Raw genomic sequence first — 23,747 nt, 5'->3', positions numbered from 1 at the left:
TCACTTACTGATGTAAGCTCCTGGGGATTCACCTGCTTGCCGCCTTGCTGCTGCTCAAATTATTTAGGGCGTTCTATCTGTAAAATCTCACCACGCGGCTGCGATTGAGCAGCAGCCGCACCTTGTCACCTTCACGCGCCATCACAAAACGTTTTTCCCATGGCCCATCCTGTGCAGTGGCGAGCACGCGATCGCCGCCCAGCGATTGCAACGTGGCATGAATTGCCGCTGGGCCAATGCCCATGATCAGCCGGTCACCCTCAATCACCATTTCGCTGCGCCAGGCATGCGCGAACCAGCGGCCTTGCAGATGCTCAAGGCTGGCGCTGTCCGCCTGCACCGGGACAAAACGGCGCGGTGCATGACCAATCTCACCGACAATCGCTGCACCTTCATGGCGCAGCTTGATCGGGAAGGTGCTGGAGAGCGACACCGCATCACCGTGGGGATCGGCACGCCACAGCGTTTCACCCGCGCCAAGCCAGGTCGCCGTGACACCTTTGATCTCCAGCCAGTCGGCGGCGTTTTCTGCCACGTATAAGCCCGGCGTCAAATCATGCCCTTTCTCCGGCAGGGTGCGATTTAGCAGCGCCGCCATCACCCGTAGGGCGCTTTCAGACGTCGTCACATCTTCGCGGTTGGCAACAATCGCCACGCCCAGTTTCAGCTCCGGATGCAGCAGGAAGTAGCTCTTGTAACCCGCGTGCGAACCGCCGTGACCAAACAGCGTTTGGCTGCCCAGCGTGGAGCTGGTGATGCCCAGCCCGTAGCCGCTGGTGCGCCCATCATTGAGGTTGCGCGGTGCGGTCAGGCGCTGCAGTACGCCTGCGCCGGGTCCGCTGTCCGCCAGCAGACTTTGCAGCCAGCGCGTCAGATGATTAATGCTCCCTGTAACACTGCCCGAGGCGGAAAGGTGTAATCCGGCGCTGGAGAGCTGCCACTGCGCGCCATTATGCCAGTAACCCGGCACCAGTCCCGGCACGATATCGAACCAGGTTTCCGGCGCGATTAAACTGATATCCAGCGGCTCGCAGATATATTGCTGCAACAGATCGTTGAACAGCACACCTTTGGCTTTCAGCGCCTCTTCCACCAGGCGGTAGCCGGTGTTGGTGTAAGAGATCTCGCTGCCCGGCGGATAGCTGAGATCGCCTTCCTGTGCGACAAAATCCAGCAGGTCGGCGGCGCTGGTGGCGTTGTACACCGATAATCCCAGCAGCGACAGGGTCTCGCGCACATCAGGTAGGCCACTGCTCATATCCAGCGCCTGGCCGACAGTGATCTGGCCGTTAGCGCCCGTAAGCTGCGGCAGATGCTGCACCAGCTTATCGTCCAGTTGCAGGTAACGGCGTCCCGGTCCAGTGACCAGTGCGGCAAACAGATGCTTAGTAATCGAGGCAAAACGCACCACGCTGTCGGCGCTAAACGGCGTTTGTTGCGCCAAATCGGCCAGTCCGGCGCAGTGTGTCGAATGAATCTGATGGGCATCAAACAGCACTATCGCACCACCCGGTGCGCCGGGCTGCTGCCAGCCCAGGGTAATCTGCTGCGCCACCTCGGCGGCCTGTTGCCAGTTCGCGGTCATGCCGGTTCCTCCAGCGTCATGCTGAGATCAAACAGTTGAGCGGTATGCGGATGCTGGATGCGCCGCGCACGTAAATCCTCCGCGCTCAACTGCTCCACCATCTCACCCTGCTGCATCACCCCAATGCGCTGACACAGATGCGTCACCACCGCGAGGTTATGCGTCACCATAATGTAGGTGAGTTTGCGCTCAGTGCGTAGATCGCTGAGTAAATTCAGGATTTCCGCCTGCACCGACACATCCAGCGCCGAAGTGGGCTCATCCAGCAGCAGCACTTCCGGCTCGGCAATCAACGCGCGGGCAATCGCCACGCGCTGACGCTGACCGCCGGAAAGCTGATGCGGATAGCGGAAACGTACGGCGGCCGGTAAGCCGACCTCGCTCAGCGCCTGGCTGATACGCTGTTCCGCGCGATCGAGCTGATGCACCAGCAGCGGCTCATGCAGGATGCGGTCGATGGTTTGACGCGGATGCAGCGAACCAAACGGATCCTGAAACACCATCTGCACCTGGCGATAGAACGCGCGGCTGCGTTTGGCGCCCAGTTCCATGCCGCCAAATTTCATGCTGCCTTGCCAATCGGCATTGAGTCCGGCGAGGGCGCGCAGAATGGTGGATTTGCCCGAACCACTTTCGCCGACCATGCCAAAGCTTTCGCCGTTGGCGACCGCGAAGCTGACGCCTTTCACTACCTGATGCGCACCAAAGGCGATGCGCAGGTTATCGATTTCAATCATAAATTATTCCCGCCACGCCGCATCGCGCTGTAATACCGGTAAACGCTCGCGCGGATGTTTTAATGAGGGCAAACAGGCCAGCAATCCACGGGTATAAGGGTGTTGCGCCTGCTGCAATTGTCCCGCTTCCAGCAGTTCGACAATGCGTCCGGCGTACATCACCGCCACGCGATCGCAAAAGTGCGACACCAAAGGCAGATCGTGACTGATCAGGATCAACCCCATGCCGCGCGCGGAAACCAGATCGTCAATCAGCTTAAGGATCTCTGCCTGTACCGTGGCATCCAGCGCGCTGGTGGGCTCATCGGCGATCAGCAGTTCTGGATCCGGTGCCAGCATCATGGCAATCATCACGCGCTGGCCCATCCCGCCGGAAACTTCATGCGGATAGCGCTTCGCCACCGCGGCGGCATCACGAATTTTCACCTGCTCCAGCAGATCAATCGCCGCCAGCATCGCGGCTTTACGGCTGCCGCCTTTGTGCTCTCGCCAGGCTTCAGCGATCTGCTGCCCAATGGTCATGACCGGATTGAGCGAATATTTCGGGTCCTGCAGGATGAAGCCCACCCGTTTGCCGCGAATCTGACGCAGCACTTTTTCGCTGGCGCCGCGCAGATCGATACCGTCAAAACGCAATACGTCGGCGGTCACCTCAGCATTGCCCGGCAATAGCTGCATCAAACAGCGTGCGGTCAGCGACTTGCCCGATCCGCTCTCGCCAACAATGGCAAACTTCTCGCGGCCCACGCTAAAACTGACGCCGCGTACTGCTTCAAAGGTCTCTGTGCGACTGCGAAAGGCAATACGCAGGTTTTCAATTTCCACCAGCATTTAGCGCTCCTTAGGATCCAGCACGTCGCGCAGACCGTCGCCGAGAAAGTTAAACGCCAGCGAGGTCAGGAAAATGGCGATACACGGCATCAGCGGCACCCACCATTCGCTGAACAGGAAGCGGCGCGCGGTGGCAATCATGGTGCCCCATTCGGGCGACGGCGGCTGCGCGCCCATGCCCAGGAAACCGAGGCTGGCGGCGGTGATGATGATGGAACTCATATCCAGCGTGACGCGCACAATCAGGCTCGGCACGCACAGCGGCATGATGTGGCGCAGGATAATACGTAACGGCGAGGCACCGGTGAGTCGGCTGGCGGCGATAAAATCGCTGTGGCGGAACTGCATGGTTTCGGCACGTGCCAGACGCGCATACGGCGGCCAGGCGGTTAAGGCAATCGCCAGAATCGCGCTCTCCACGCCGGGTTTCAGTGCGGCCACAAACGCCAGCGCCAGAATCAAACGTGGGAAAGCGAGGAAGATGTCAGTAATACGCATCAGCGTCTTGTCCACAATCCCACCGGCGTAGCCCGCGATACAGCCAATCAGCAGGCCGAGCGGGGCGGTGAGCAGCACCACGGCAATCACCATACCGAGCGTGGTGCGTCCGCCATAGATAATGCGCGTCCAGACATCGCGGCCCAACTCATCGGTGCCGAGCCAGTGTGCAACAGAGGGAGCGGCCAGACGGTTTTCCAAATGCTGTGTGCCAGGATCAAACGGCGTCAGCCACGGGGCAAACAGCGCCAGTAACAGCATGACGGCGATGACCGCTAATCCTGCCATCGCCAGCGGGTTGCTGCGCAGGCTGAGCCACAAACGATAGCGTCGGCCCCACACCGCCTGACGGCGATTGGCTGGCGTATCGTCCAGCAGCCAGTCACGAGAGAAGAAGATCATTTTACGCGTGGGTCCCAAAGTCGATAGAGAAGGTCAGCCAGCAGATTCAGCAGCACATATACGGTGCCGACCAGCAGCGTGGCACCGACCACCGGGTTCATGTCGGCGTTCATCAGCGAGGTGGTGAGATACTGGCCGAGGCCGGGCCATGAGAAGACGTTTTCGGTGACGACCGCGCCCTCCAGCAATCCGGCGTAGGTTAGCGCCAGCACCGTCACCAGCTGCACCGCCACGGTAGGGAAGGCATGCCGCCAGATCACCCGGCGCGATGACAGCCCTTTCGCACGCGCGGTGATCACGAACTCGCCGCTCAACGCATTGAGCATAAAGGTGCGCGTCATGCGCGTGATGTAGGCCATGCTGAAGTAGGCAAGGATCAAGACCGGCTGCGCCATGTGTGCCAGCGCATCCCAGAAGGCATCCGTTTCACTGGCGAGCAATGAGTCGATGGTGAGAAAGCCGGTGACCTGCGGCACCATATCCTGCCAGATGATATCTTGCCGCCCTGGCCCCGGCGCAATGCCGAGCACGGCGTAGAACACCAGCAGGCTCAGCAGCGCCAGCACAAACACCGGCAGTGAGTGTCCAGCGAGGCACACCACGCGAATGGTCTGATCGACCCAGGTGCTTTGGCGCACTGCGGCCCAGACGCCCAGCGGAATACCGACCAGCGCAGCGATAATAATCGCTGCGGTCGCCAGTTCCATGGTCGCCGGGAAGAAACGCGCAATATCGGTGGTCACCGGGTTTGAGGTGAGAATCGATTTACCCAAATCGCCATGGAGTAATTGGTTGAGATAGTGGCCAAACTGAATGTAGAGGGGCTGATCCAGCCCCATTTCCAGGCGCACGCGATCCACCACGGACTGCGGTGCGTTATCGCCCACCGCCGCCAGCACCGGATCGGTAGGCATCACCCGGCCGATAAAGAAGGTCAGTACAGACAGACCAAACAGCGTCAGCACCAGGCTTCCCAGAGTGCTGACGATTTTCTTCAGTAATGGCATCAGGCTTTTTTCACCTGATCGTATGGCCATTGTTCCAACACCGTCATGTGCACATCCGAGATGTTTTTGCCGCACGCGACATTTTTGGTCTTCTGCATCATGTAGATGAACGGACTTTTCTCGCGGCCCAGCTGCTGAATCTGCTGATAGAGCGCAATACGCTTCGCCGGATCGGGTTCGTGCAGCGCCTGCTCGGTCAGCTTGTTGAACTCTTCATCTGACCAGCTGCAGCGCCATGCCAGCGTGCGGCTGCGGGCATTTTCGCTGTTGTCGGTATTCACACAGAAGGCTTCGGTGTTGGAGTTAGGATCGAAATAGTCCGCGCCCCACACGGTCAGCGCCAGTTGATGCTGGCGCGCACGCATCTTGGTCAACACCTGGCGGTTTTCGGCGGCAATCAATGACACTTTGATACCAATGGCTCCCAGTTGGGTCTGGATCGCCTGAGCGATATCGGGATACGGCTGCATCGAGTAGTGGTCGAGGGTGATCTCAAATCCATTGGGATAACCCGCTTCCGCCAGCAGTGACTTAGCTTTCGCCACGTCTTTGTGGAAAGGCGTGTCGTCCAGCGCTGCCGGGAAGCCGCTTGGCAGGAAGCTTTGATGGGTAATAAAGCTCATCGACAGAATGTTCTTCTGGATGCTGTCGTAGTCAAGCGCCCACTTCAGGGCTTGCCACACCTGCGGCTTTTTCAGGTATTCATTATTGGTGTTGCATGACATCAGCATGATGGCTGACAGCGACTGATTCACCAACGACACGTTGCTGTCATTCTTCACCTGCAACAACTGCTCGGTGGTGAGATCGTAGGCCGCATCGACATCCCCTTTCTTCACCATCAACGCCTGGGCTGCCGGGTCAGTGATGTGCTTCAGGATCACGCGCTTAATCTTGCTCTGTGCAGCATATTGCGGGCTCAGTTCCAGAATCACCGTTTCGCTGGCTTTCCAGGTGCGCAGGGTGAAGGCGCCCGAGCCGGCGCTGTGCTGTTTCAGCCACGCATTACCGAAGTCGTTGTTCTGCTGGTTGGCTTCACAGGCTTTCTTCGACACGATGCTGCCGACGGTGGCGGAGAGGCAATACAGCAGGAAGGTTTCGGCTGCTGGCGCACCCAGTTTCATCTCCAGGGTATGCGCATCTTTCGCGGTGACCAACTGCGTCACATTGTCTTTGGTGAAGCCAAACTGGTTGATGATAAAGGCCGGGCTTTTATCCAGCTTGACGATACGTTCAATCGAATAGGCGACATCTTCCGCGGTGAGCGCTGTGCCATCGGCGAATTTCGCTGCCGGGTCGAGGTGGAAGGTATAGGTGCTGTTATCACTGCTGACATCCCAGCTTTTTGCCAGTTGGCCGATCACCTTGTCGGCTTTTTGTGGATCGGGCGTGACCAGACGCTGGTACATGTTGCCGCAGATCTGGCCGCCGGTGGCTTCAAAGCTTTCGTGTGGGTCGAGGCTGGTGATGTTGTCCAACTGCATCGCCATCACGAACATACTCGGTGGCGTATCAGCGAAGGCGGTATTGAGACTCAGATAGGAAAAAGCAGGGACGGCGGCGCATCCTGCGAGAAAACGTCTTCTGGTTACCATGATAACTCCAAGTTATTGATTATTAAAATTAAATTTATTTATTTTGCTGTTTTTTGTCTTGACTTTCCCGCGATGCGAGAGGATTAATAATGGGATTAAGCCATTTGTTTCATGCGTTAAGACTTGCCTCTTTTTGGTGCAAGTTGCCCCGCCAGCTGGCAGCGCTTGCGCTTTCTCCCGAATATGGAACCGATAAAACATGTCTGACATCTTCAACATTCCGGTCTTTGACGGTCACAACGATGTGCTCAATAAACTCTGGCAGCACCATCAACCCAACGCGGTGCAGGCCTTCCTGCAGGGCACTGGACGCGGTCAGATGGACCTGCCGCGTATCCGTCAAGGAAATATGGTAGGTGGGATATTTGCCACCTGGGTGCCGTCTCACCCTCTGATTGCAAGAAGTGCGCCAGACCTCTCAGATTTTCCTCAGGAAATTATTGGCGCTGCGCGTGATGCCACTTTTTCGATGCTGGCGCTGCTGCTGCGGATTGAGCAGGCCTCTGAAGGGCAAGTGAAAATTTGTCGCAGCGTGCGCGATATTCGTGACTGCATGGCAAAGGGCGTACTGGCGGTGGTGATGCACGTGGAAGGGGCGGAAGCGCTGGATACCAACGGCGAGCTACTGGATATCCTGTATGCCAGCGGTCTTCGTACGCTGGGGCCGCTGTGGAGTCGCCCGAATCAATTTGGTGAGGGTGTACCGTTCCTGTATCCCTCATCGCCGGATGTCGGCAACGGTTTAACCGCAGCGGGTAAACAGCTGGTGCGTGACTGCAATCAGCGCCGCATCATGGTTGACCTGTCGCACATGGATGAGAAGGGCTTCTGGCACACGGCCGAGATCAGCGATGCACCGCTGGTGGCCAGCCACTCCAATGCTCATGTGATTAGCGCCCAGTCGCGCAATCTCACCGATCGCCAACTGGCGGCCATCAAGGAAACCCACGGCTTTGTCGGCGTGAATTTCGCCGTGCCGTTCCTGCGTGAAGATGGCGATCGACATGCGCCCACCACCGTGGATGCCATCGTGCAGCACGTGGAATACCTGCTGGAAAAAGTGGGGGAAGATGGCGTGGGCTTTGGCTCGGATCTGGATGGTGCCACCATGCCAGGTGACATGAAAGACGTGGCCGGTTTCCCGCTGGTGGTTAACGCGCTGGCGGCGCGTGGTTATTCGCGCGAACTGCTGGAAAAAATTTGCCACGGCAACTGGCTGCGCGTGCTTGAAGCGACCTGGGGCGAGTAATTATGCGATTGCGACACATTGAAGTTTTTCAGGCGATAGTGCAGACCGGCAGCATCAGTGCGGCGGCGCGATTGCTCAATGTGTCGCAGCCGAATGTCAGCCGTGTATTAACGCATGCCGAGCAGCAGCTGGGTTTTGCCCTGTTTGAGCGTCGTGCGCAGGGCATGGTGGTCACCGCAGAAGGTCGGCGTTTACTGCCCGAAGTAGAAGATCTCTACCAGCGTTTACACTCCATCACCCAACTTACCGAGCAGTTGCGGCGCGGCGAGGGGCAAACGGTGCGTGTGGGTGCTGCCCATGCTTTTGGTCAGATGGTGCTGGCACCCGCACTGGTGAACTGGCGACAGCAGGCGGCATCGGTGAGTGTGGAGCTGGTCACCGAGCACTTCAGCACGCTGTGCCAGATGATCATGGACAACCAGCTCGATTTCGCGCTGGTGTTTGGTCAGCAGGTGGATGCCGATCTGCTGGCGGAACCGCTGTTTCAATCCTCAATGGTGGCACTGTTGCCGCAGTATCACACCCATAACGAACCCGCCACACTGGAGTGGCTGTGTGCCAATAACCTGTTGATGATGCAGAACAAAGACCCACTTGGGCGCGTGCTGCACCGTGCGCTGCGTGACAAAGGGCTGGACCCGGCGGTATCGCTGTCGATCAAAACCTATTCAGTGATTGCCGATATGGTGCTGGCGGGGGGCGGTGTGGGCGTGGTGGATCTGTTTACCGCCTGCCGCTATGCCGACCAGCTGAAGTTGTTGCCGGTGGCACAGCCGCTGCCGTTCGAAGTGATGCTGATCAGCCGCCGCGACCAGCCGCAATCGCAGTCAACGTTGCAGCTAAAACAGGTGATCCGTAATAAGCTGTGGGAGATTGCGCGACAGTGTGAAACGCGGTTTTTTACCCGGTCGGCATAAATGCCGACCCTACGAAACCACATTGGACCTCTACAGGGTGCAGTTCGTTAATGCCGACCCTACGAAACCACGTTGGACCTCTACAGGGTGCAGTTCATCAATGCCGACCCTACGAAACCACGTTGGACCTCTACAGGGTGCAGTTCATCAATGCCGATCCTACGAAACCATGTTGATCCTGCGTAGGGTGCGCATTAATGCGCACCTGGAATTACACCCCATCCGTAATCGGTTTACGCACCAGCACCAAATAGGCCAGCGCGCCCACCACGGCCACGCCTGCACAAATCATCAGCGCAAGGCTAAACGATTTGGTGGTGTCCAGTACCCAACCGGTGATCACCGGCGCGAATGAGGCGAAGACAAAGCTGGCGAAGTTCTGGATGCTGCCCACGGAAGCGGTCATACGCGCAGTGACGTTAGCGTGAATCAAGCCCCAGCAAGATGTCCCAGCAAAGTGAATGCAGAACAGCGCCATGCCAATCAGCGTCACTGCACTGGTGGTGTCTGTTGCACGGGTGACGAAAGTGGTGAAGGCGGCAGACAGCAGCATGCCGCTGACAATGGATACCTTACGCACTTTCACGGCATCCATTCCACGGCGCACCAGCGCATCCACCACATAGCCGTTTAACAGCATGCCCGCGGCACCAAACAGGAACGGAATCGCTGCCAGCAAACCGGTGCTTTTCAGGTCAAGATGATAGGTCGATTGCAGATAACCCGGCAGCCAGGCGATGTAGAGCCACGCAGTGTAGTTGATGCCACTGAAGCCAATCATCATGCCCCACATCGTACGCTGCTTGAACAGACCGCGCCACTCGGCAAAACTCAGCGGCTCTTTGCGTGACGCCACGCTGCCGGCTTGCAGATAGTGAATCTCTTCGCCGCTCAGCTTGCTGTTATCGCGATTGCGATACATCAAATACCAGCCAATGGCGAGGAACATCCCGAGCACGCCGATGGTGACGAACATGCCGCGCCAGCCCATCACCAGCATCATCGCCGCCAGAATCGGCGGGGCAATGGATAAACCAATCATCGAGGCGGCGTTAAACATACCCATCGGCATGCCGCGATCTTTGATGTTGAACCAGTCGTTGATCACCTTAACGCCGCAAGGGTTCATCGGCGCTTCACCGATGCCCAATCCGATGCGCACCAACACAAACTGGGTGAAGTTATGAACCAGACCTGCCGCTGCCTGGAACAGTGACCAGACAAACATACCCAGTGCCAGCATGATGCGTGGCCCTTTACGGTCCAATAGCGCGCCGCAAGGCAACTGTGCCAGGCCGTAAGCCAGCGAGAACGCCGACAGCAGCACACCAATTTCAGTGGCGGATAAACCCAGCTCTCCACGAATGGTCATGTTGGCCACTGACAGCGAGCTACGATCGAGATAGTTGATGATGGCGGCAAACAGCAGCAGCAACATGGCGGTAAGCTGAATCTTCTTAATGCGCGGTGAGCGCACCACATCGCCGCGTGCTGGGACAAAATCTTGTCCCTCGGCAGCCGTTGTTGGCGCGGTATCACGACCACGTGCGGATGTATTTTCCATTGCGACCTCCCAGGTATGGGGTACTTATCGTTATTAGGTGTAGGGATCCTGCGGCAGCGAAACGGTGCTGCCACAATGGATTGCTTTGGAGACTAGAAGTAAACCGGTCGGGATGTTGCGAGGATGTTTCAGATTCGTGCGGGCGCTTATGCTTTGTGGTTTTTAATCGGTTTTTAATTGTACTGACGAATGCAGCGGATCATGGATGACTTCGCTGTACCAAGGTGACTGTGCAGTGCGCACAAGGCTTCCACATCCTGACGGCTGATTAACGCCGTTAAGATCGCCATATGCTCCTCCAACGCCACGATGTTACGCTGCTTCAAATCCGCCTCATCCCATTGATAATGCGAATGAAAAATCACAGAGATGATTTCAAGCGATTGATTGAAAAAAGGATTGTTGGCGGCGGAGAGAATCAGTGTATGCATCTCCTTATCCAGTGCGGCAAAGTGGCGGTAATTACTCGCAATGGTGTCACGCATCGCCCGATGACGATCCAGCAGGTCACGCGCCTGAATCCAACGTTCATCCTGTGAGGGGAGATTCAAAAACCGAGTAAGTGCATGAGTTTCCAGCATTTCACGTAGCTCAAACAAGTTCTCTGCATATTGCTGGTCAAATTTCTTCATGCGCCAGTGGCCGCGTTTAATCGGCTCCAACAAGTCATAGCGCATAAACCGCAGCAAAAACTCACGTACCACCACCGGGCTGGCTTTCACTTGTTGGGCTAATTGCAGTTCACTAAAGCTGTCACCTGGCATCAGTTGACGCTGATTGATCAAGTTAAAAAAGGTTTGTTCAAATTGGATAGCCTGTTGATCAATGGGTGGGGCCAATGCGTTAAAACCATCATCTTCGCCGGGATCACGCGCGATAACGTAGGTATCTTCCACTTTATCCAGTACGCCACGCTCATGCAGGTGCTGCAGCGTGTGACGCACGGTGGTACGGCTAATGTTGAACATTTCAGCCAGTGCCGCCTGGGGCGGCAACGGAGAACGGATGTGTCGTTTGGCAATGCCTTCCAGCATTTGATTAATCACGTTCTGACGTAAATTCTGGCTTCGGCTCATCGGGTTCTCCGGTTTTTTATTCATTAAAAACCATTCAAAGCCCAAAAAAATTGGTTTGCCTCACAGTTCGGGATGTGCAAAAAGCGGTTATCAGCGATTTTCGCCATAACTGCGACATCAGCACAGGAGAAGCCCATGACAACGATGAAAACCCTGGTGGTCGCCGAACCACGCAATATGGTGTGGCAGCAGCGAGAGAAGCCTACGCCCGCCGCACACGAGGTTCTGATTAAACCGATTACCGCTGGAATTTGCGGCACGGATATTCACGCTTGGGCGGGTAATCAGCCTTTCTTCAGCTATCCGCGGGTGTTGGGCCATGAACTCTGTGGTGAAGTGGTGGAGCCGGGGCGTGGCGTCAGCGACTTTAGGGTTGGTCAACGTGTGGCGCTGATTCCCTATGTGTCATGTCAGCAATGCGATGCGTGCCTGAGTGGGAAGACCAACTGCTGCGAAAATATTTCAGTAATTGGTGTGCACCAGGACGGTGGTTTCTGCGAGTTTCTCAGCGTGCCTGCGAGCAACCTGCTGGCGGTAGATGATGTGGCACCAGAAGCGGCGGCACTGATCGAACCTTTTGCGATCAGTGCTCATGCGGTACGTCGTGCGGCAGTGGTGGCCGATGAGCAAGTGCTGGTGGTGGGCGCGGGGCCGATTGGATTAGGCGTAGCCGCGATTGCTGCGGCAGCGGGTGCGCAGGTGGTGGTGGCCGACACCAGTGAACCGCGACGTGCGCATGTTGCCGAAAAGCTCGGGCTCGCGACCATCAACCCGCTGGCCGAGGATTTCGAAACCACGCTACGTGCGGAGTTTGGTGGGCGCTTGGCGGCGAAAGTGATTGATGCCACCGGCAGCCCGGCGGCGATGAACGGTGCGGTGAAGCTGATTCGCCATGGCGGCACCATTGTATTTGTCGGCTTGCATAAAGGCGATTTGGTGATTCCTGACATTGAGTTCCACAAACGTGAAACAACGCTGATGGGCAGTCGCAATGCCACGCACGAAGATTTCGCAAAAGTCGGCGAATTAATGGCTTCGGGTCAGCTTCGTGCCGACATCATGCTGAATCGGCATTATGATTTTTCTACTTTGGCGGAGACCTTTGAGCCAGAGGTGATTAACAATCGTGAGCTGATTAAAGGTGTGATTCATTTTGCGAGGTAGCCGGTGCGTATCACTGCGCGCGAATGCGGGCCCGAGCACCTCTGCTGCTGCCGGGCCGTACTCGCGTCTCACTGCGCGCGCATGCGGGCCTGAGCACCTCTGCTGCTGCCAGGCCGTCCTCGCGCCGCTGACGCGGTGCCTTCGGCTTCCACGTCGTGCCTACGGACCGTTCGGGTAAGGCCGTCCTGGCCAACCCGAACTGCCAGTCGCATCCCTGCGCCTGGCTCCTGGCCCAACGTAAAAGCCTCAGCGCTGCGGTTAGCCCTTGCAGCAGCAGAGGCGCTCTGGCCTCAGCCATCGTGCCGTTTTTAACAGCATGCACTGAAGCTGAAGAGCGTGCTGGGGCTGTTCAGGGGAAGAGGCGCGCTCTGGCCTCAACCATAGTGTCCTTTTAAAAAGACTGCGTGATCACCCGGCGCTTAACTGGCAAGCATTACGCCATTGATAGCGACCACCGATCTCATGCCCGCAGTGCGGCAAAAAAGTGTTCCCTGACCGCTTCGGCATCCACGCCGAGGCACAAGCGCTGTGTGCGTAATCCGGCAAACGGATCTTCACGTGAGGCGAGGGCGCTGAGACGTCTGACTGTCTGACCAAGACTGATGCCCTCCGTTATCACGCGCACTGGTGCTTCGGTCACGGTAAACGCCTGTGGCAAAGCCAGCCAGGAGAGCGTCAACGTGTCATGCAGTGCCATGCCATCAAATCCTTCTTTTTGCAGACTGTAGGCCAGATAAGGGCGGCATATCGCGCTCAACACCGGCTGATTCAACTGCCGCACTTCATCGCCCGTGATCAGAACTTTGTGTGTCACATCGAGCGGCAATACCACCACCGGTAACGCCGAGGCCAGCACTTGATCGGCGGCATGCGGATCTTTCCAGATATTAAACTCGGCAAACGGCGACACGTTGCCAGAATGGCCGTCGGTGCCGAATGCGCCGCCCATAATCACCAGCTCTTTCACCAGAGGAATGATATCCGGTGCCTGATTGATGGCGCTGGCAATATTGGTCAGCGGTCCAATCGCCACGATGGTGATGGCATGGGGCTGCGCGCGCACGCTATCAATAATGAACTGCACCGCGTTGGGCGCATCTTCACTGTATGTATTCTCGAAGGCATCACCTAACCCATCCAGGCCGTGCAGCGTGGCCGGCGCAGAAGGCGCCAATGCCAGTGGCCGCGAGCAACCGCGATACACCGGTGCCTCAATCCCCATTTTCTCGCAGAACAGCCGGGCATTTTTCACCGCCTGCCCGACCGCCACATTGCCAAACACCGTGGTAATGCCCAGCAACCGCTGCGTCCGCGCCGCATACGCCAGCGCAAAAGCATCATCCACGCCGATATCAGTGTCAAAAATTAGGGTACGCATCGGGATCTCCAATTTTGTATAAATGGAAGTGAAGCAAAAATATCAAGATGATGAATGTGCTATAAACGCGAAAATTAATCAGGAGTATGCATGATAATTAAATCGCTGATATTCATTGCGCCATCTGGTCAAGGCCAGCGTTATCAAGAACTCTGTGCTTTACTCACCTTACTTGCTCTTTCAGAGAAAGATAAAGCAGCAAATACGGGAATGACGCGAGAAGAGTTGTTGAAAGACCTTATCCAAGTCACGACGGATTAGCCCTCCGATATTGTCACCCTCTCTGCACCAGCGTATTATCATGCCGCTAAGGTGATGGCGTGCCACCTTCCCCAACCGCCGTTCTGGAAACAGACGGCTGATGACGCCTGACAACACTCGTATCCCTGCGCGGGAGACGGCGGTGTGTCAGGTGTTTTCTGTCCTGCCGCGGCCCTGCGCGTAACTCATTTCAGGAGCTCCAAAAGTATGTTGAAGTCGTTACTGGCTGTGATGCTCGGTGGTGCCGTGGGCTGCTCGCTACGCTGGCTCATTTCCCTGCGGTTTAACGCGTTGTTTCCTAATCTGCCGCCGGGCACCTTAATGGTGAATTTGGTTGGCGGTTTTATCATCGGTGCAGCCTTGGCGTTTTTTGTCCGCAATCCTCATATTGACCCTTTCTGGAAGCTGCTGATTGTCACTGGCCTGTGCGGCGGTTTGACCACCTTCTCAACCTTTTCAGCGGAAATTGTCGGCTTGCTGCAAACCGGTAAATACCTCTGGGCGATGTCGAGCGTGATGGTGCATGTGATTGGTTCATTGCTGATGACCTTCGCCGGTTTTGCAGTGGTCAATTTGCTGGGATAAAAGCCCTGCGCATCACGGGCTTGAAATAACGCCTAAGAGGTAGATACTGGTCGGTGTTCTGTGTGCGTGACACGCAGAACCTGTCACCGATTTATCCGGACGATTAAGGAGCCCGTTGATGCGAAGTAACCCCAAATTCCTTAACCTGGTGTTGTTAAACGGTGAACCTGAGCAGAAGCTGCGCGCGGCCCGTGCCGCGGGTTTCGATCAGGTCGAAATCTGGCGGGATGATGTCGAGACCAACACACCGCAACTGGCACAACAGTTAGATCTCGGCTTTACCAACTTGCAGGTGCTACGCGACTTTACCGGCACCCCTGATCGCGAACGTTTACAGAAACGCGAAGAGTTGCGTCAGTTTATCCACATTGCCCAGTCCATTGGCTGCGATACCATTCAGGCTCCCGCCACCACGCGTGAAGATTGCGTGGCTGAGCGTATCGATGAAGATCTGCGTTGGATGGCTTCGGAAGCCGCGCGCTATAACATGCGCATCATGTACGAACCGATGGCGTGGTGCAGCGTTGATAATACCTTGCCGCTGGCGTGGCAGCGTTTACAACGTCTCGACCAGCCGAATATTGGGCTGGTGGTCGATCTGTTCCATATCTGTGCTTTGGGCGGTGATGCGTCGCAACTGGACGGCATTCCTGCCGATCGTATTTACGAAGTGCAGCTGTGCGATATGGCGGAGATGCCGCCGCAAGAAAAGGGCGCGCTGAGTGATTATGCGCGCCATCAGCGGTTACTGCCCGGCGACGGCATTATCGAGGTGGAGCGATTTGTCGATAAGTTGAAGAGTGGCGGTTATACCGGCCCGGTCGGGATTGAAGTGTTTAACGATGAGTTAAAAGCGCAACCCCCTGAGGTGGCCGCGCAAAAAGCCTGGCAAGCGTTAAATCGCTATTGGCCTTAATCCTGTAAACACTGGGCGATAAACGTCGCTGCCTGCATGGCACCCTGTGAGGAGATGGTGTGCCCGGTGGTGGCTTCATAGCGTGCTTCCACCGTGACCCCTGCCTCCTGCAAACGTTGTGCCGCTGATTCTGTTTCGCTATAGGGGATCACACCATCCACTTTGCCGTGAATCAGCAGTGCTGGCGTGTGCTGCTGCGGCGTTAACGCGCCGTCGAAAGATAAGCGTCCTGAAAACGCCACCACGCCCGCCAGCGGGTAGCGACCCGACGCCAGTGCATCCAGCGCCATGATCGAACCCTGAGAAAAGCCCACCAGAATCAGCTTATCCCACGCGTCAGCCATACCGTTCTGCGCCATCAGTTGCTGCAACGTCTCATCGAAGGCTGCACGCGCTTCACGCACGCGCGACGGGCGGTTTTCTGTGGTGATGCCCGTCAGGCTAAACCACTGATAGCCCATCGCATGTTCAAACGGATAGGGCGCATTCGGTGAGGCAAAAGCCACATCCGGCAGCAGGCTGGCCCAGTGCTGACCGAGCACGGCCAGGTCATCGCCATTACTGCCGACACCGTGTAAGAAAACCACTAACGCTTTTGCCATCATCCTGCTCCTTAAAGTCCGTAATCCGCCATATCTGGGCCAACCGGGACAATGCCGTTGGGATTCAGCGCCTTGATTGAATAATAACCCTGTTTGATATGGTCGATGTTCACTGTCTGACGCACACCCGAAACCGCCAGCATACTCTTCAGATAGCGATCGAGCAGTGGATAGTCGCGTAAGCGGCGCAGGTTACATTTGAACAGGCCATGATAGGCGGCGTCAAAGCGGATCAGCGTGACAAACAGGCGAATATCCGCTTCGGTCAGGCGTTCACCCAACAAGAAGGTGCGGCCATCCTGTAAACGCTGCTCCAGTTCATCCAACTGACTAAACACATCATGGAACGCCTGCTGGTAGCTGACTTGCGTCGTGGCAAAACCCGTGCGATAGACGCCATTGTTCAAGCGTGGATAGATCGACTCATTTAGCGCATCGATCTCCGCACGCAGATCTTCCGGGTAGAGATCGAGGCTGTTATCGGCCAGATCGCCAAACCCGCTGTTCAGCATGCGCAGGATGTCGGAGGATTCGTTATTCACGATGGTTTGCGTCTTTTTATCCCACAGAACGGGCACCGTTGCGCGGCCGGTAAAATCAGCATCGGCACGAGTGTATAACTCGTGAATGTACTCGGCTTTGTTGAGCCAGTCGCGGTCAGATCCGGGATAATCGCCGAAGTGCCAGCCCTGTGCGCCCAACTGCGGCTCCACCACGGACACGCTTATCACTTTTTCCAACCCTTTCAGGCTACGTGCAACCAACGTACGCGAGGCCCATGGGCAGATCAGTGCCACATACAGATGATAGCGATCCGGCTCGGCGGCAAATTCGCTGGAGCCGTCTGCGGTGATCCAGTGGCGAAAACTGGACGTCTGACGGACAAATCCGCCTTGTTTATCGGTGGCTTGAACCGGATGCCACTCTGCGCTCCACTTACCGTTTACCAACATCGCTCTACTCCTCTGTGGTGAGGAGGCCAGCATAGCGCGCTGCTGGTTGGGTGATAATCCGGGCAAAATGGCTTTCATTGATTCCAAAATGGAAGGAATCAACCCGGCGAATGCTGTTGAAAATGATCGGCGAGGAAATCAATCAGCAAGCGGGTTTTCTGCGCCAGATGGCGGGCCGGTGGATAGAGGGCAAACAGCCCCATCGGCGGCGTAGCGAAGTTATCCAGCAGCGAGACGATTTCACCGCGTTGCAATGCCGGTGCGGCAATAAAACCGGGCAGACGGGCGATGCCCAATCCGGCGATCGCCGCCTGCAGGCAGGCCTCCGTGTTGGAAAAACAGAGGCGGCCACGAATCGGCATGCTAACGCTATCGCCACACGGGGTGACAAACGGCCAGTGCCAGGGATCGCGGAAGTTGGTGTCGCTGATGCACTGGTGTGTGGCTAAATCGCGCCAGTGCTGGGGGGTGCCCTGTTGCAACAGATAACCCGGCGAGGCGGCGACGCGAATCGGCACATCTCCCAAACGGCGCGCAATCAGACTGCTGTCATCCAGCTTGCCAATGCGAATTGCCATATCAAAGCCTTCATCGACGATGTTGACTGCACGATCGGAGAAATTCACATCGAGTTCGATAAGCGGATAGTGACGGGCGAAGGCCACCAACACGCTGGCGAGCACCGCGGTGCCGAAGGTGCCAGGCGCACTGATTTTTAGCCGGCCGGTGGGGGTAGTGGCGTTCTCGCGCACCGTGGCGTCCAACGTGTCAAAGGCGTCCAGCAGCGTTTTTACCCGTTCGTAATAGGCGCGGCCAACTTCCGTGGGCGACAAGGCACGCGTGCTGCGTTTGAACAGCTGCACCCCCAGTTCCTGCTCCAACCGTGACACCAGCTTGGACGCCTGCCCGCTGCTGGTGCCAAGGCGCTCCGCGGCACCAGCAAAACTGCCGACTTCCAGCACGGCAACAAACATGCGGTCACAATCGAGACGATCCATGGCGGTTCCTGAGGGGAAAAGGGTGAGTATACACACTCGTTAATGATCAACGATAAATCGCGTTGCTATCATAAATTGCTAAATGCGACAAAATGTCGCACAATCTCATCTGTTGTACGTCAAGTAATGACGTATTGATAGTACACCCTCACCACACCGTCGCGGGTGGCGACAACAAGAGGTTTATATATGGCAACCAGCATTCGCTTAGACGATGATTTCGTTGAAGATGTGAGAACACATGCCGAAGCAATGAGTCGCAGCGTGCCGAAACAGATTGAGCACTGGGCCAAGATTGGTCGCATAGCAGAGGATAATCCCGATCTGACGTTCTCATTCATCAATGAGATCTTACTGGCTAAAGCAGAAATGGATAACGGCAAGGTCAAAAAATATGTGCGCAGAAAAGACCGGACAGGAAGTTGAAGTATATCAAACAGGTCGTTTTGAGAAGGCTTTTAACCGCCTGACGGAACAGGACAAGGAGGGTGTTGATGAAGAGATTGATCGCATCATTGCGAACCCAGAGATAGGCGAACGCAAGAAAGGTGATCTGAGCTATCTCTGGGTGCACAAGTTTTACTTGGGTCAGCAGCAATATCTGTTGGGTTACAGTTGGGTAGATCAGAGATTGGAAATCTATTTGCTGAGTCTCGGCACGCATGAGAATTACTATGATGAGCAGAAACGCCACCGCAAAGGTGACCTGAAACTTATCGGCTAAACGGTCCTGCGCTACAGCTTCCTTAAGTAGTGGAAGCTTTTTTTCATCCTCAAGCCCCTTCCAGTCGATTCACATTCAGTGCGCCGCATCTTTTCCCGCGCAGCAAAACCTGTTGAACTAGTACCTTGCCTTTAGCTGGCCGGGAGCCATGCATGTCTTTGCTTCATCTGTCATCGCTGGCGGAGATTTCCGCCCTCGAATGGGATGCGCTGTTACCTGACGATCAACCGTTTTTACGCCATGCCTTTCTGCTCACGCTGGAAGAGAGCGGCAGCGTGCGGCCGGAAAACGGCTGGCAGCCGGATCACTTGCTGTGGCGTGAAAATGGCGTGCTCAGCGCCGCGCTGCCGGGCTATCGCAAGCGCAATTCGCAAGGTGAATACGTATTCGATCATGCCTGGGCCGATGCCTGTCACCGTGCCGGCATCCAATACTATCCAAAATGGCTCGGTGCAATTCCTTTCAGCCCGGTCACCGGTGCGCGTTTATTGGGTGAGGGAGCCGCTATCAGCCAACTGCTCGCCGCGCTGCCCGACGAACTGATGCAGCATGGCCTGAGCGGCGCACATATCAATTTCACCACGCCATTTGCCAATGATGTGATGGAGCAACAGCCCGACTGGCTGGCGCGTCTCGGCATTCAGTATCACTGGCACAACAAAGGCTACCGCGATTTTCAGGATTTCCTCGATACGCTGATGTCACGCAAGCGTAAACAGCTGCGCAAAGAGCGTGAGCAGGTGCAGAGCAGCGGCTTTGAATTTCATTGGTATCGCGGTGACGAACTCAGTGAAGACCAGTGGGATTTCGTCTACACCTGCTATGCCAACACCTATGCGGTACGTGGTCAGCGTCCTTATCTCACGCGGCAGTTTTTCAGCCTGCTGGCAGAACGTATGCCGCGCTCGATTCGCGTGGTGATTGCCACGTTGCAGGGCCAACCCGCCGCCATGGCGTTCTATTTAGTCGATGGCAATTCGCTGTACGGGCGCTACTGGGGCTGTTTGGCAGAGTTTGATCGTCTGCACTTTGAAACCTGTTTTTACCAGGGCATGGACTTCGCCATGGCTGAAGGTTTGCTACGTTTTGATGCCGGTGCGCAAGGCGAGCACAAACTGGTGCGTGGCTTCGAGCCGCAGATCACCCACTCCTGGCACTACCTTTGCCATCCGGGATTACGTGAAGCCGTTGAAGAATATTTGGTGCAGGAGCGGGCAGGGATCCGCGCCTATGCCATTGAAGCGCGCGAGGCCCTGCCGTACCGACGCGGCGATTAATCCGCGCCGACAAAACCACCAGTCTGATGTTGCCACAAACGCGCATAAAGCCCATTGTGCGCCAGCAGTTCACGGTGGTTACCCATCTCGACGATTTCACCTTTCTCCAGCACCACCAGTCGATCCATCTTGGCGATGGTCGAGAGGCGGTGCGCAATGGCAATCACCGTTTTGCCCTGCATCAGCGTTTCCAGGCTGTCCTGAATCGCGGCCTCCACTTCGGAATCCAGCGCTGAGGTGGCTTCATCCATGATCAGGATCGGTGCATCTTTTAGAAGCACACGAGCGATGGCAATACGCTGACGCTGACCACCCGACAATTTCACGCCACGCTCACCGACATGTGCATCCAACCCGGTGCGACCCTGTGGATCGGACAGCAGCGGAATAAACTCGTCGGCGCGGGCGCGAATAATCGCCGCCTGGAGTTCGTCTTCGGTGGCATCCGGACGCCCATACAGCAGGTTTTCTCGAATTGAACGATGCAGCAGTGAGGTGTCCTGAGTGATCATCCCAATCTGCCCACGCAGGCTCTCTTGCGTCACCTCGGCAATATTTTGATCGTCAATCATGATCCGCCCGCCGTTGATGTCATAAAGGCGCAGCAGCAAATTCACCATGGTGGACTTACCGGCACCTGACGGGCCAATTAAACCGATTTTCTCGCCAGGTTTGATATTGAGATTGAGGCGATTAATCACCTGGCGGCTACCGCCGTAATCAAAGCGCACATCTTCGAAGCGAATCTGGCCGCGCGTCACCTGCATGTTTTTCGCCTTAGGCTCATCCTGCACGCTCAGCGGCTGGGCAATGGTGTTCAAACCGTCCTGTACCATACCGATATTTTCGAAAATGCCGTTCACCACCCACATGATCCAGCCGGACATGTTGACCAGTCGAATCACTAACCCAGTTGCCAGCGCAATCGCGCCGACGCTGATCAGCGACTGGCTCCACAGCCACAATGCCAATGCCGAGGTGCTGACAATCAGCAGGCCATTCAACGTCGACAGCGTGATATCCATGGTGGTCACCATGCGGCTGGCGTGCTGAGTTTTGTCGGTCTGCTCCTGAATGGCTTCGCGTGCGTAGCGTTTCTCCAGATCGTTGTGGGCGAAGAGCTTGATGGTGGCGATATTGGTGTAGCCATCGACAATGGTACCCATCAATTTGGAACGCGCTTCTGAAGAAACCACCGAACGCTGCTTCACGCGCGGCACAAAGAAACTCAACGACACGCTGTAGGCGACGATCCAGATAATCAGCGGAATCATCAAACGCCAGTCGGCTTCAGCGAACAGCACCAGTGAAGTCACGGCGTAAATCACCACGTGCCAGATGGCATCAACCAGCTGCACGGCGGAATCTCGCAGTGAGTTACCGGTCTGCATGATGCGCTGGGCGATACGCCCGGCAAAATCGTTCTGGAAGAAGTTCAGGCTCTGGCGCAGCACGTAGTTGTGATGCTGCCAACGGATCATGCTGGTCATACTGGGGTTAATACTTTGATGCACCAGCATATCGTGCAGCGCGATAATCACCGGCCGCAGAATCAGCGCGACAAAACCCATCCACAGCAGCACCTGCCAGTTGTCGGTAAACAGCGTGGCGGGCGTTGAGTGATTCACTAAATCGATGATGCGGCTGAGATAGCTGAACAGCGCCACTTCAATCAGCGCCTGCGCTAAGCCGACAATCAACAGGGCAACAAAGCTTGGCCACACCTGGCGCAGATAGTAGAGATAAAACGGCCAGACGCTGGTGGGTGGAGAATCGGTTGGTGCATCCTGGAAAATATTGATAAAACGTTCAAAACGACGATACAACATAAAGTCACTCTTTCCGTTTGGTGAGAGTTAACAGCTTAGTGCAAGTGAAAGGGATTACCGACATGGATCTGATCATTCGCGGTCGCGAACCAACCGATGCAGCCGCTTATCAACGCCTTTTCAGCCACCCCGAAGTGTATCGCTGGACCACGCAGCTGCCGTTTCCCAGCGTACAAACCTGGCAGAAAAAATTCGAAAACATGGACGCGGCGGGCTATATCGGTTTCGTGGCCGAGATTGATGGGCAGATGGTGGGCGAGCTGACGCTGTTTGTCGAACAGCGCCCGCGTACGCGTCACAGCATCAGTTTTGGTATTAGCGTCGATCCAGCGTTTGGCGGGCGGGGTATCGGTGAGAAACTGATTCGCAACGCCATCGACTATGCCTTTAACTGGCTCGGTGTGGTGCGTATTGAGCTGGAAGCGTTTCATGACAACGCGCGTGCGATACGGTTGTACCAGCGCCTCGGCTTTGAGCAAGAGGGCGTGAAGCGTAAAGCCTGCCTGCGTGAGGGTGAGTATCACGACATCGTGGTCATGGCGAAACTGCGGGAGTAATACTGGACTGCGCAATACATTGCGCCGTCGCAGGACGGCGCGGTTTTGGCCTTAATTACTGACTCTTCTCCACGTACTTTTGCATATTCTCTTTGGTCACCAGTTCAAACGGGATCCACACGTGGGAATCCACTTTCTCGCCTTTAATCAGCTTCTGCGCCACATCCACCGAGGCTTTGCCTTGGCCTACCGCATCCTGGAACACCGTGACCTGCATCTTGTCCTGCGCCAGTGCTTTCAGACCATCTGGCGTGGCATCAATGCCGCCAACCAAAATCTTCTTGTTGCTTTTCGCCAGTGCCATCGCGGCACCGATTGCCATCTCATCGTTATTGGCTGCGACAATATCAATCGCCTCACCGTTGCCGATCCAGTTCAGCATCAGATCCATGCCTTCGTTACGCGCATAGTTGGCAGGCTGCTTCTGCACCACTTTCATGCCCGGATATTTTGCCACCACCTGCTCCACATCTTTGGTGCGTTGCAGTGCGCCTGCATCGGTCAGGTTGCCGATCATAATGGCCACATTGCCTTTGTAATTGGCCATTTTTGCCAATGCTTCCATCTGCAACGTGCCGGATTCGCGCTCGTCAGAACCGACAAATACGACGCCAGCGGGCAACGTTTTATCGCCTGGCGTGCGGTTCACATACACCAGCGGAATTTTCGCCTGCTGCGCCAGCTTGGTCAGCTGTGGCGTGCTGGCAGAATCCACTGGATCGACGATGATGGCATCCACGCCTGCGCCAATAAAGCTCTGCACCTGATCGGTCTGACGGCCAACATCGCCTCGGGCATCCTCAAACTGCACATCAAGTCCACGCGCTTTGGCTTCTTTATCAATCGACTGGCGAATAATGGTTAAAAAGTTTTGATCGAAATAAGCCATCGATACGCCGATTTTTGCTGCCAAGGCTGTGGCAGAACTGGACAGCAGACCAAGCAACAGTATCGCTTTCAGGATTTTCATCGCGGACTCCAGGGTAAGCTTGTTATTAGAATGAATGTTTCAATGAAAATTAAAATGGATCATTGAAATCAT

Annotated in this window: 24 protein-coding genes and 1 riboswitch; of the genes, 10 read left to right on the top strand and 14 right to left on the bottom strand. The window is 56.1% G+C overall.

What is annotated here, in order from left to right; translation table 11 throughout:
- Nucleotides 1-73 precede the first annotated feature (73 nt).
- The 6 genes from F3J38_RS22370 to F3J38_RS22345 are packed head-to-tail and all read right to left on the bottom strand — an operon-like array spanning nucleotide 74 to nucleotide 6,655.
- Nucleotides 74-1,585: a serine hydrolase domain-containing protein gene (locus F3J38_RS22370; protein WP_167142215.1), complete on the bottom strand. Its 1,512-nt coding sequence runs from the start codon at nucleotides 1,583-1,585 to the stop codon at nucleotides 74-76.
- A complete protein-coding gene (locus F3J38_RS22365) occupies nucleotides 1,582-2,322 on the bottom strand; it encodes an ABC transporter ATP-binding protein (RefSeq protein WP_167142212.1) in 741 nt (246 codons plus the stop codon). Before F3J38_RS22365 ends, F3J38_RS22370 begins: the two co-directional genes overlap by 4 nt.
- A gap of 3 nt (nucleotides 2,323-2,325) precedes the next feature.
- Nucleotides 2,326-3,153 carry an ABC transporter ATP-binding protein gene (locus tag F3J38_RS22360; protein ID WP_045814145.1) on the bottom strand — a complete coding sequence of 276 codons (828 nt, stop codon included), beginning with the start codon at nucleotides 3,151-3,153 and terminating at the stop codon, nucleotides 2,326-2,328.
- Nucleotides 3,154-4,053 (bottom strand): ABC transporter permease, encoded by a 900-nt coding sequence (locus tag F3J38_RS22355; RefSeq protein WP_034819942.1) that lies wholly within the window; start codon nucleotides 4,051-4,053, stop codon nucleotides 3,154-3,156.
- The gene (locus tag F3J38_RS22350) at nucleotides 4,050-5,060 is read right to left on the bottom strand and encodes an ABC transporter permease (RefSeq protein WP_167142308.1); all 1,011 of its coding nucleotides are present in this window, start codon (nucleotides 5,058-5,060) and stop codon (nucleotides 4,050-4,052) included. The genes F3J38_RS22355 and F3J38_RS22350 overlap by 4 nt, the downstream gene beginning before the upstream one ends.
- Nucleotides 5,060-6,655 carry an ABC transporter substrate-binding protein gene (locus F3J38_RS22345; protein ID WP_167142209.1) on the bottom strand — a complete coding sequence of 532 codons (1,596 nt, stop codon included), beginning with the start codon at nucleotides 6,653-6,655 and terminating at the stop codon, nucleotides 5,060-5,062. Before F3J38_RS22345 ends, F3J38_RS22350 begins: the two co-directional genes overlap by 1 nt.
- A 199-nt stretch (nucleotides 6,656-6,854) precedes the next feature.
- On the opposite strand from F3J38_RS22345, the gene F3J38_RS22340 reads away from it, so the two are divergent.
- Complete coding sequence (locus F3J38_RS22340; protein WP_167142206.1) at nucleotides 6,855-7,904, top strand: dipeptidase; 1,050 nt, start codon at nucleotides 6,855-6,857, stop codon at nucleotides 7,902-7,904.
- A gap of 2 nt (nucleotides 7,905-7,906) precedes the next feature.
- Nucleotides 7,907-8,821, top strand: coding sequence for a LysR family transcriptional regulator (locus F3J38_RS22335; protein WP_167142203.1), 915 nt, complete (start codon nucleotides 7,907-7,909; stop codon nucleotides 8,819-8,821).
- A gap of 211 nt (nucleotides 8,822-9,032) precedes the next feature.
- On the opposite strand, the gene F3J38_RS22330 is transcribed toward F3J38_RS22335, so the two are convergent.
- Together F3J38_RS22330 and F3J38_RS22325 are read right to left on the bottom strand one after the other, a co-directional pair.
- Nucleotides 9,033-10,385, bottom strand: a complete 1,353-nt coding sequence (locus F3J38_RS22330) for an MFS transporter (protein ID WP_167142200.1) — start codon at nucleotides 10,383-10,385, stop codon at nucleotides 9,033-9,035.
- A 173-nt stretch (nucleotides 10,386-10,558) separates the two neighbouring features.
- Complete coding sequence (locus F3J38_RS22325) at nucleotides 10,559-11,461, bottom strand: GntR family transcriptional regulator (RefSeq protein WP_167142198.1); 903 nt, start codon at nucleotides 11,459-11,461, stop codon at nucleotides 10,559-10,561.
- A 135-nt stretch (nucleotides 11,462-11,596) separates the two neighbouring features.
- Here F3J38_RS22325 and F3J38_RS22320 point away from each other — a divergent pair, with 135 nt between their 5' ends.
- Nucleotides 11,597-12,625: a zinc-binding alcohol dehydrogenase family protein gene (locus F3J38_RS22320; RefSeq protein WP_167142195.1), complete on the top strand. Its 1,029-nt coding sequence runs from the start codon at nucleotides 11,597-11,599 to the stop codon at nucleotides 12,623-12,625.
- Between the two features lie 460 nt (nucleotides 12,626-13,085).
- Here F3J38_RS22320 and F3J38_RS22315 read toward each other — a convergent pair whose 3' ends face one another.
- Nucleotides 13,086-14,003, bottom strand: coding sequence for a nucleoside hydrolase (locus F3J38_RS22315; RefSeq protein ID WP_167142192.1), 918 nt, complete (start codon nucleotides 14,001-14,003; stop codon nucleotides 13,086-13,088).
- Nucleotides 14,004-14,093: 90 nt separating this feature from the next.
- On the opposite strand from F3J38_RS22315, the gene F3J38_RS22310 reads away from it, so the two are divergent.
- From F3J38_RS22310 to F3J38_RS22300, 3 genes are all read left to right on the top strand, one after another.
- Nucleotides 14,094-14,264, top strand: a complete 171-nt coding sequence (locus F3J38_RS22310; RefSeq protein WP_167142014.1) for a hypothetical protein — start codon at nucleotides 14,094-14,096, stop codon at nucleotides 14,262-14,264.
- A 41-nt stretch (nucleotides 14,265-14,305) separates the two neighbouring features.
- A riboswitch (Fluoride riboswitch) is annotated at nucleotides 14,306-14,381 on the top strand.
- 90 nt (nucleotides 14,382-14,471) lie between these two features.
- Complete coding sequence (gene crcB, locus F3J38_RS22305; RefSeq protein WP_034819910.1) at nucleotides 14,472-14,849, top strand: fluoride efflux transporter CrcB; 378 nt, start codon at nucleotides 14,472-14,474, stop codon at nucleotides 14,847-14,849.
- A gap of 118 nt (nucleotides 14,850-14,967) precedes the next feature.
- The gene (locus tag F3J38_RS22300) at nucleotides 14,968-15,765 is read left to right on the top strand and encodes a sugar phosphate isomerase/epimerase family protein (protein ID WP_167142189.1); all 798 of its coding nucleotides are present in this window, start codon (nucleotides 14,968-14,970) and stop codon (nucleotides 15,763-15,765) included.
- Here the strand turns inward: F3J38_RS22300 and F3J38_RS22295 are convergent.
- The 3 genes from F3J38_RS22295 to F3J38_RS22285 all read right to left on the bottom strand — a co-directional run bounded on the left by F3J38_RS22295 (nucleotide 15,762) and on the right by F3J38_RS22285 (nucleotide 18,318).
- Complete coding sequence (locus F3J38_RS22295) at nucleotides 15,762-16,367, bottom strand: alpha/beta hydrolase (protein WP_167142305.1); 606 nt, start codon at nucleotides 16,365-16,367, stop codon at nucleotides 15,762-15,764. The genes F3J38_RS22300 and F3J38_RS22295 overlap by 4 nt on opposite strands.
- A gap of 11 nt (nucleotides 16,368-16,378) precedes the next feature.
- Complete coding sequence (locus F3J38_RS22290) at nucleotides 16,379-17,320, bottom strand: glutathione S-transferase family protein (protein ID WP_167142187.1); 942 nt, start codon at nucleotides 17,318-17,320, stop codon at nucleotides 16,379-16,381.
- 98 nt (nucleotides 17,321-17,418) lie between these two features.
- Nucleotides 17,419-18,318, bottom strand: coding sequence for a LysR family transcriptional regulator (locus F3J38_RS22285; protein ID WP_167142184.1), 900 nt, complete (start codon nucleotides 18,316-18,318; stop codon nucleotides 17,419-17,421).
- Between the two features lie 189 nt (nucleotides 18,319-18,507).
- Between F3J38_RS22285 and F3J38_RS22280 the strand changes: the two genes are divergently transcribed.
- The 3 genes from F3J38_RS22280 (at nucleotide 18,508) to F3J38_RS22270 (ending at nucleotide 20,319) form a co-directional block, all read left to right on the top strand.
- On the top strand, nucleotides 18,508-18,744 hold the full coding sequence (locus F3J38_RS22280; protein ID WP_084936699.1) for a ParD-like family protein: 237 nt from the start codon (nucleotides 18,508-18,510) through the stop codon (nucleotides 18,742-18,744).
- Nucleotides 18,713-19,042, top strand: a complete 330-nt coding sequence (locus F3J38_RS22275) for a type II toxin-antitoxin system RelE/ParE family toxin (RefSeq protein ID WP_167142181.1) — start codon at nucleotides 18,713-18,715, stop codon at nucleotides 19,040-19,042. Before F3J38_RS22280 ends, F3J38_RS22275 begins: the two co-directional genes overlap by 32 nt.
- A 152-nt stretch (nucleotides 19,043-19,194) precedes the next feature.
- Nucleotides 19,195-20,319, top strand: a complete 1,125-nt coding sequence (locus F3J38_RS22270; RefSeq protein ID WP_167142178.1) for a GNAT family N-acetyltransferase — start codon at nucleotides 19,195-19,197, stop codon at nucleotides 20,317-20,319.
- Here the strand turns inward: F3J38_RS22270 and F3J38_RS22265 are convergent.
- Nucleotides 20,316-22,148 carry an ABC transporter ATP-binding protein gene (locus tag F3J38_RS22265; RefSeq protein ID WP_167142175.1) on the bottom strand — a complete coding sequence of 611 codons (1,833 nt, stop codon included), beginning with the start codon at nucleotides 22,146-22,148 and terminating at the stop codon, nucleotides 20,316-20,318. The two genes, F3J38_RS22270 and F3J38_RS22265, sit on opposite strands and share 4 nt — an antisense overlap.
- 62 nt (nucleotides 22,149-22,210) lie before the next feature.
- On the opposite strand from F3J38_RS22265, the gene F3J38_RS22260 reads away from it, so the two are divergent.
- Nucleotides 22,211-22,705, top strand: a complete 495-nt coding sequence (locus tag F3J38_RS22260; RefSeq protein ID WP_167142172.1) for a GNAT family N-acetyltransferase — start codon at nucleotides 22,211-22,213, stop codon at nucleotides 22,703-22,705.
- A gap of 55 nt (nucleotides 22,706-22,760) precedes the next feature.
- Here F3J38_RS22260 and F3J38_RS22255 read toward each other — a convergent pair whose 3' ends face one another.
- On the bottom strand, nucleotides 22,761-23,675 hold the full coding sequence (locus tag F3J38_RS22255) for a sugar ABC transporter substrate-binding protein (protein ID WP_167142169.1): 915 nt from the start codon (nucleotides 23,673-23,675) through the stop codon (nucleotides 22,761-22,763).
- Nucleotides 23,676-23,747 lie beyond the last annotated feature (72 nt).

It is taken from the genome of Candidatus Pantoea formicae, from assembly GCF_011752625.1.
Classification (GTDB): Bacteria; Pseudomonadota; Gammaproteobacteria; order Enterobacterales; family Enterobacteriaceae; genus Pantoea; species Pantoea formicae.
Note: the sequence above shows the minus strand (reverse complement) of the source record. Positions and strands in the feature narration are given on the sequence as shown.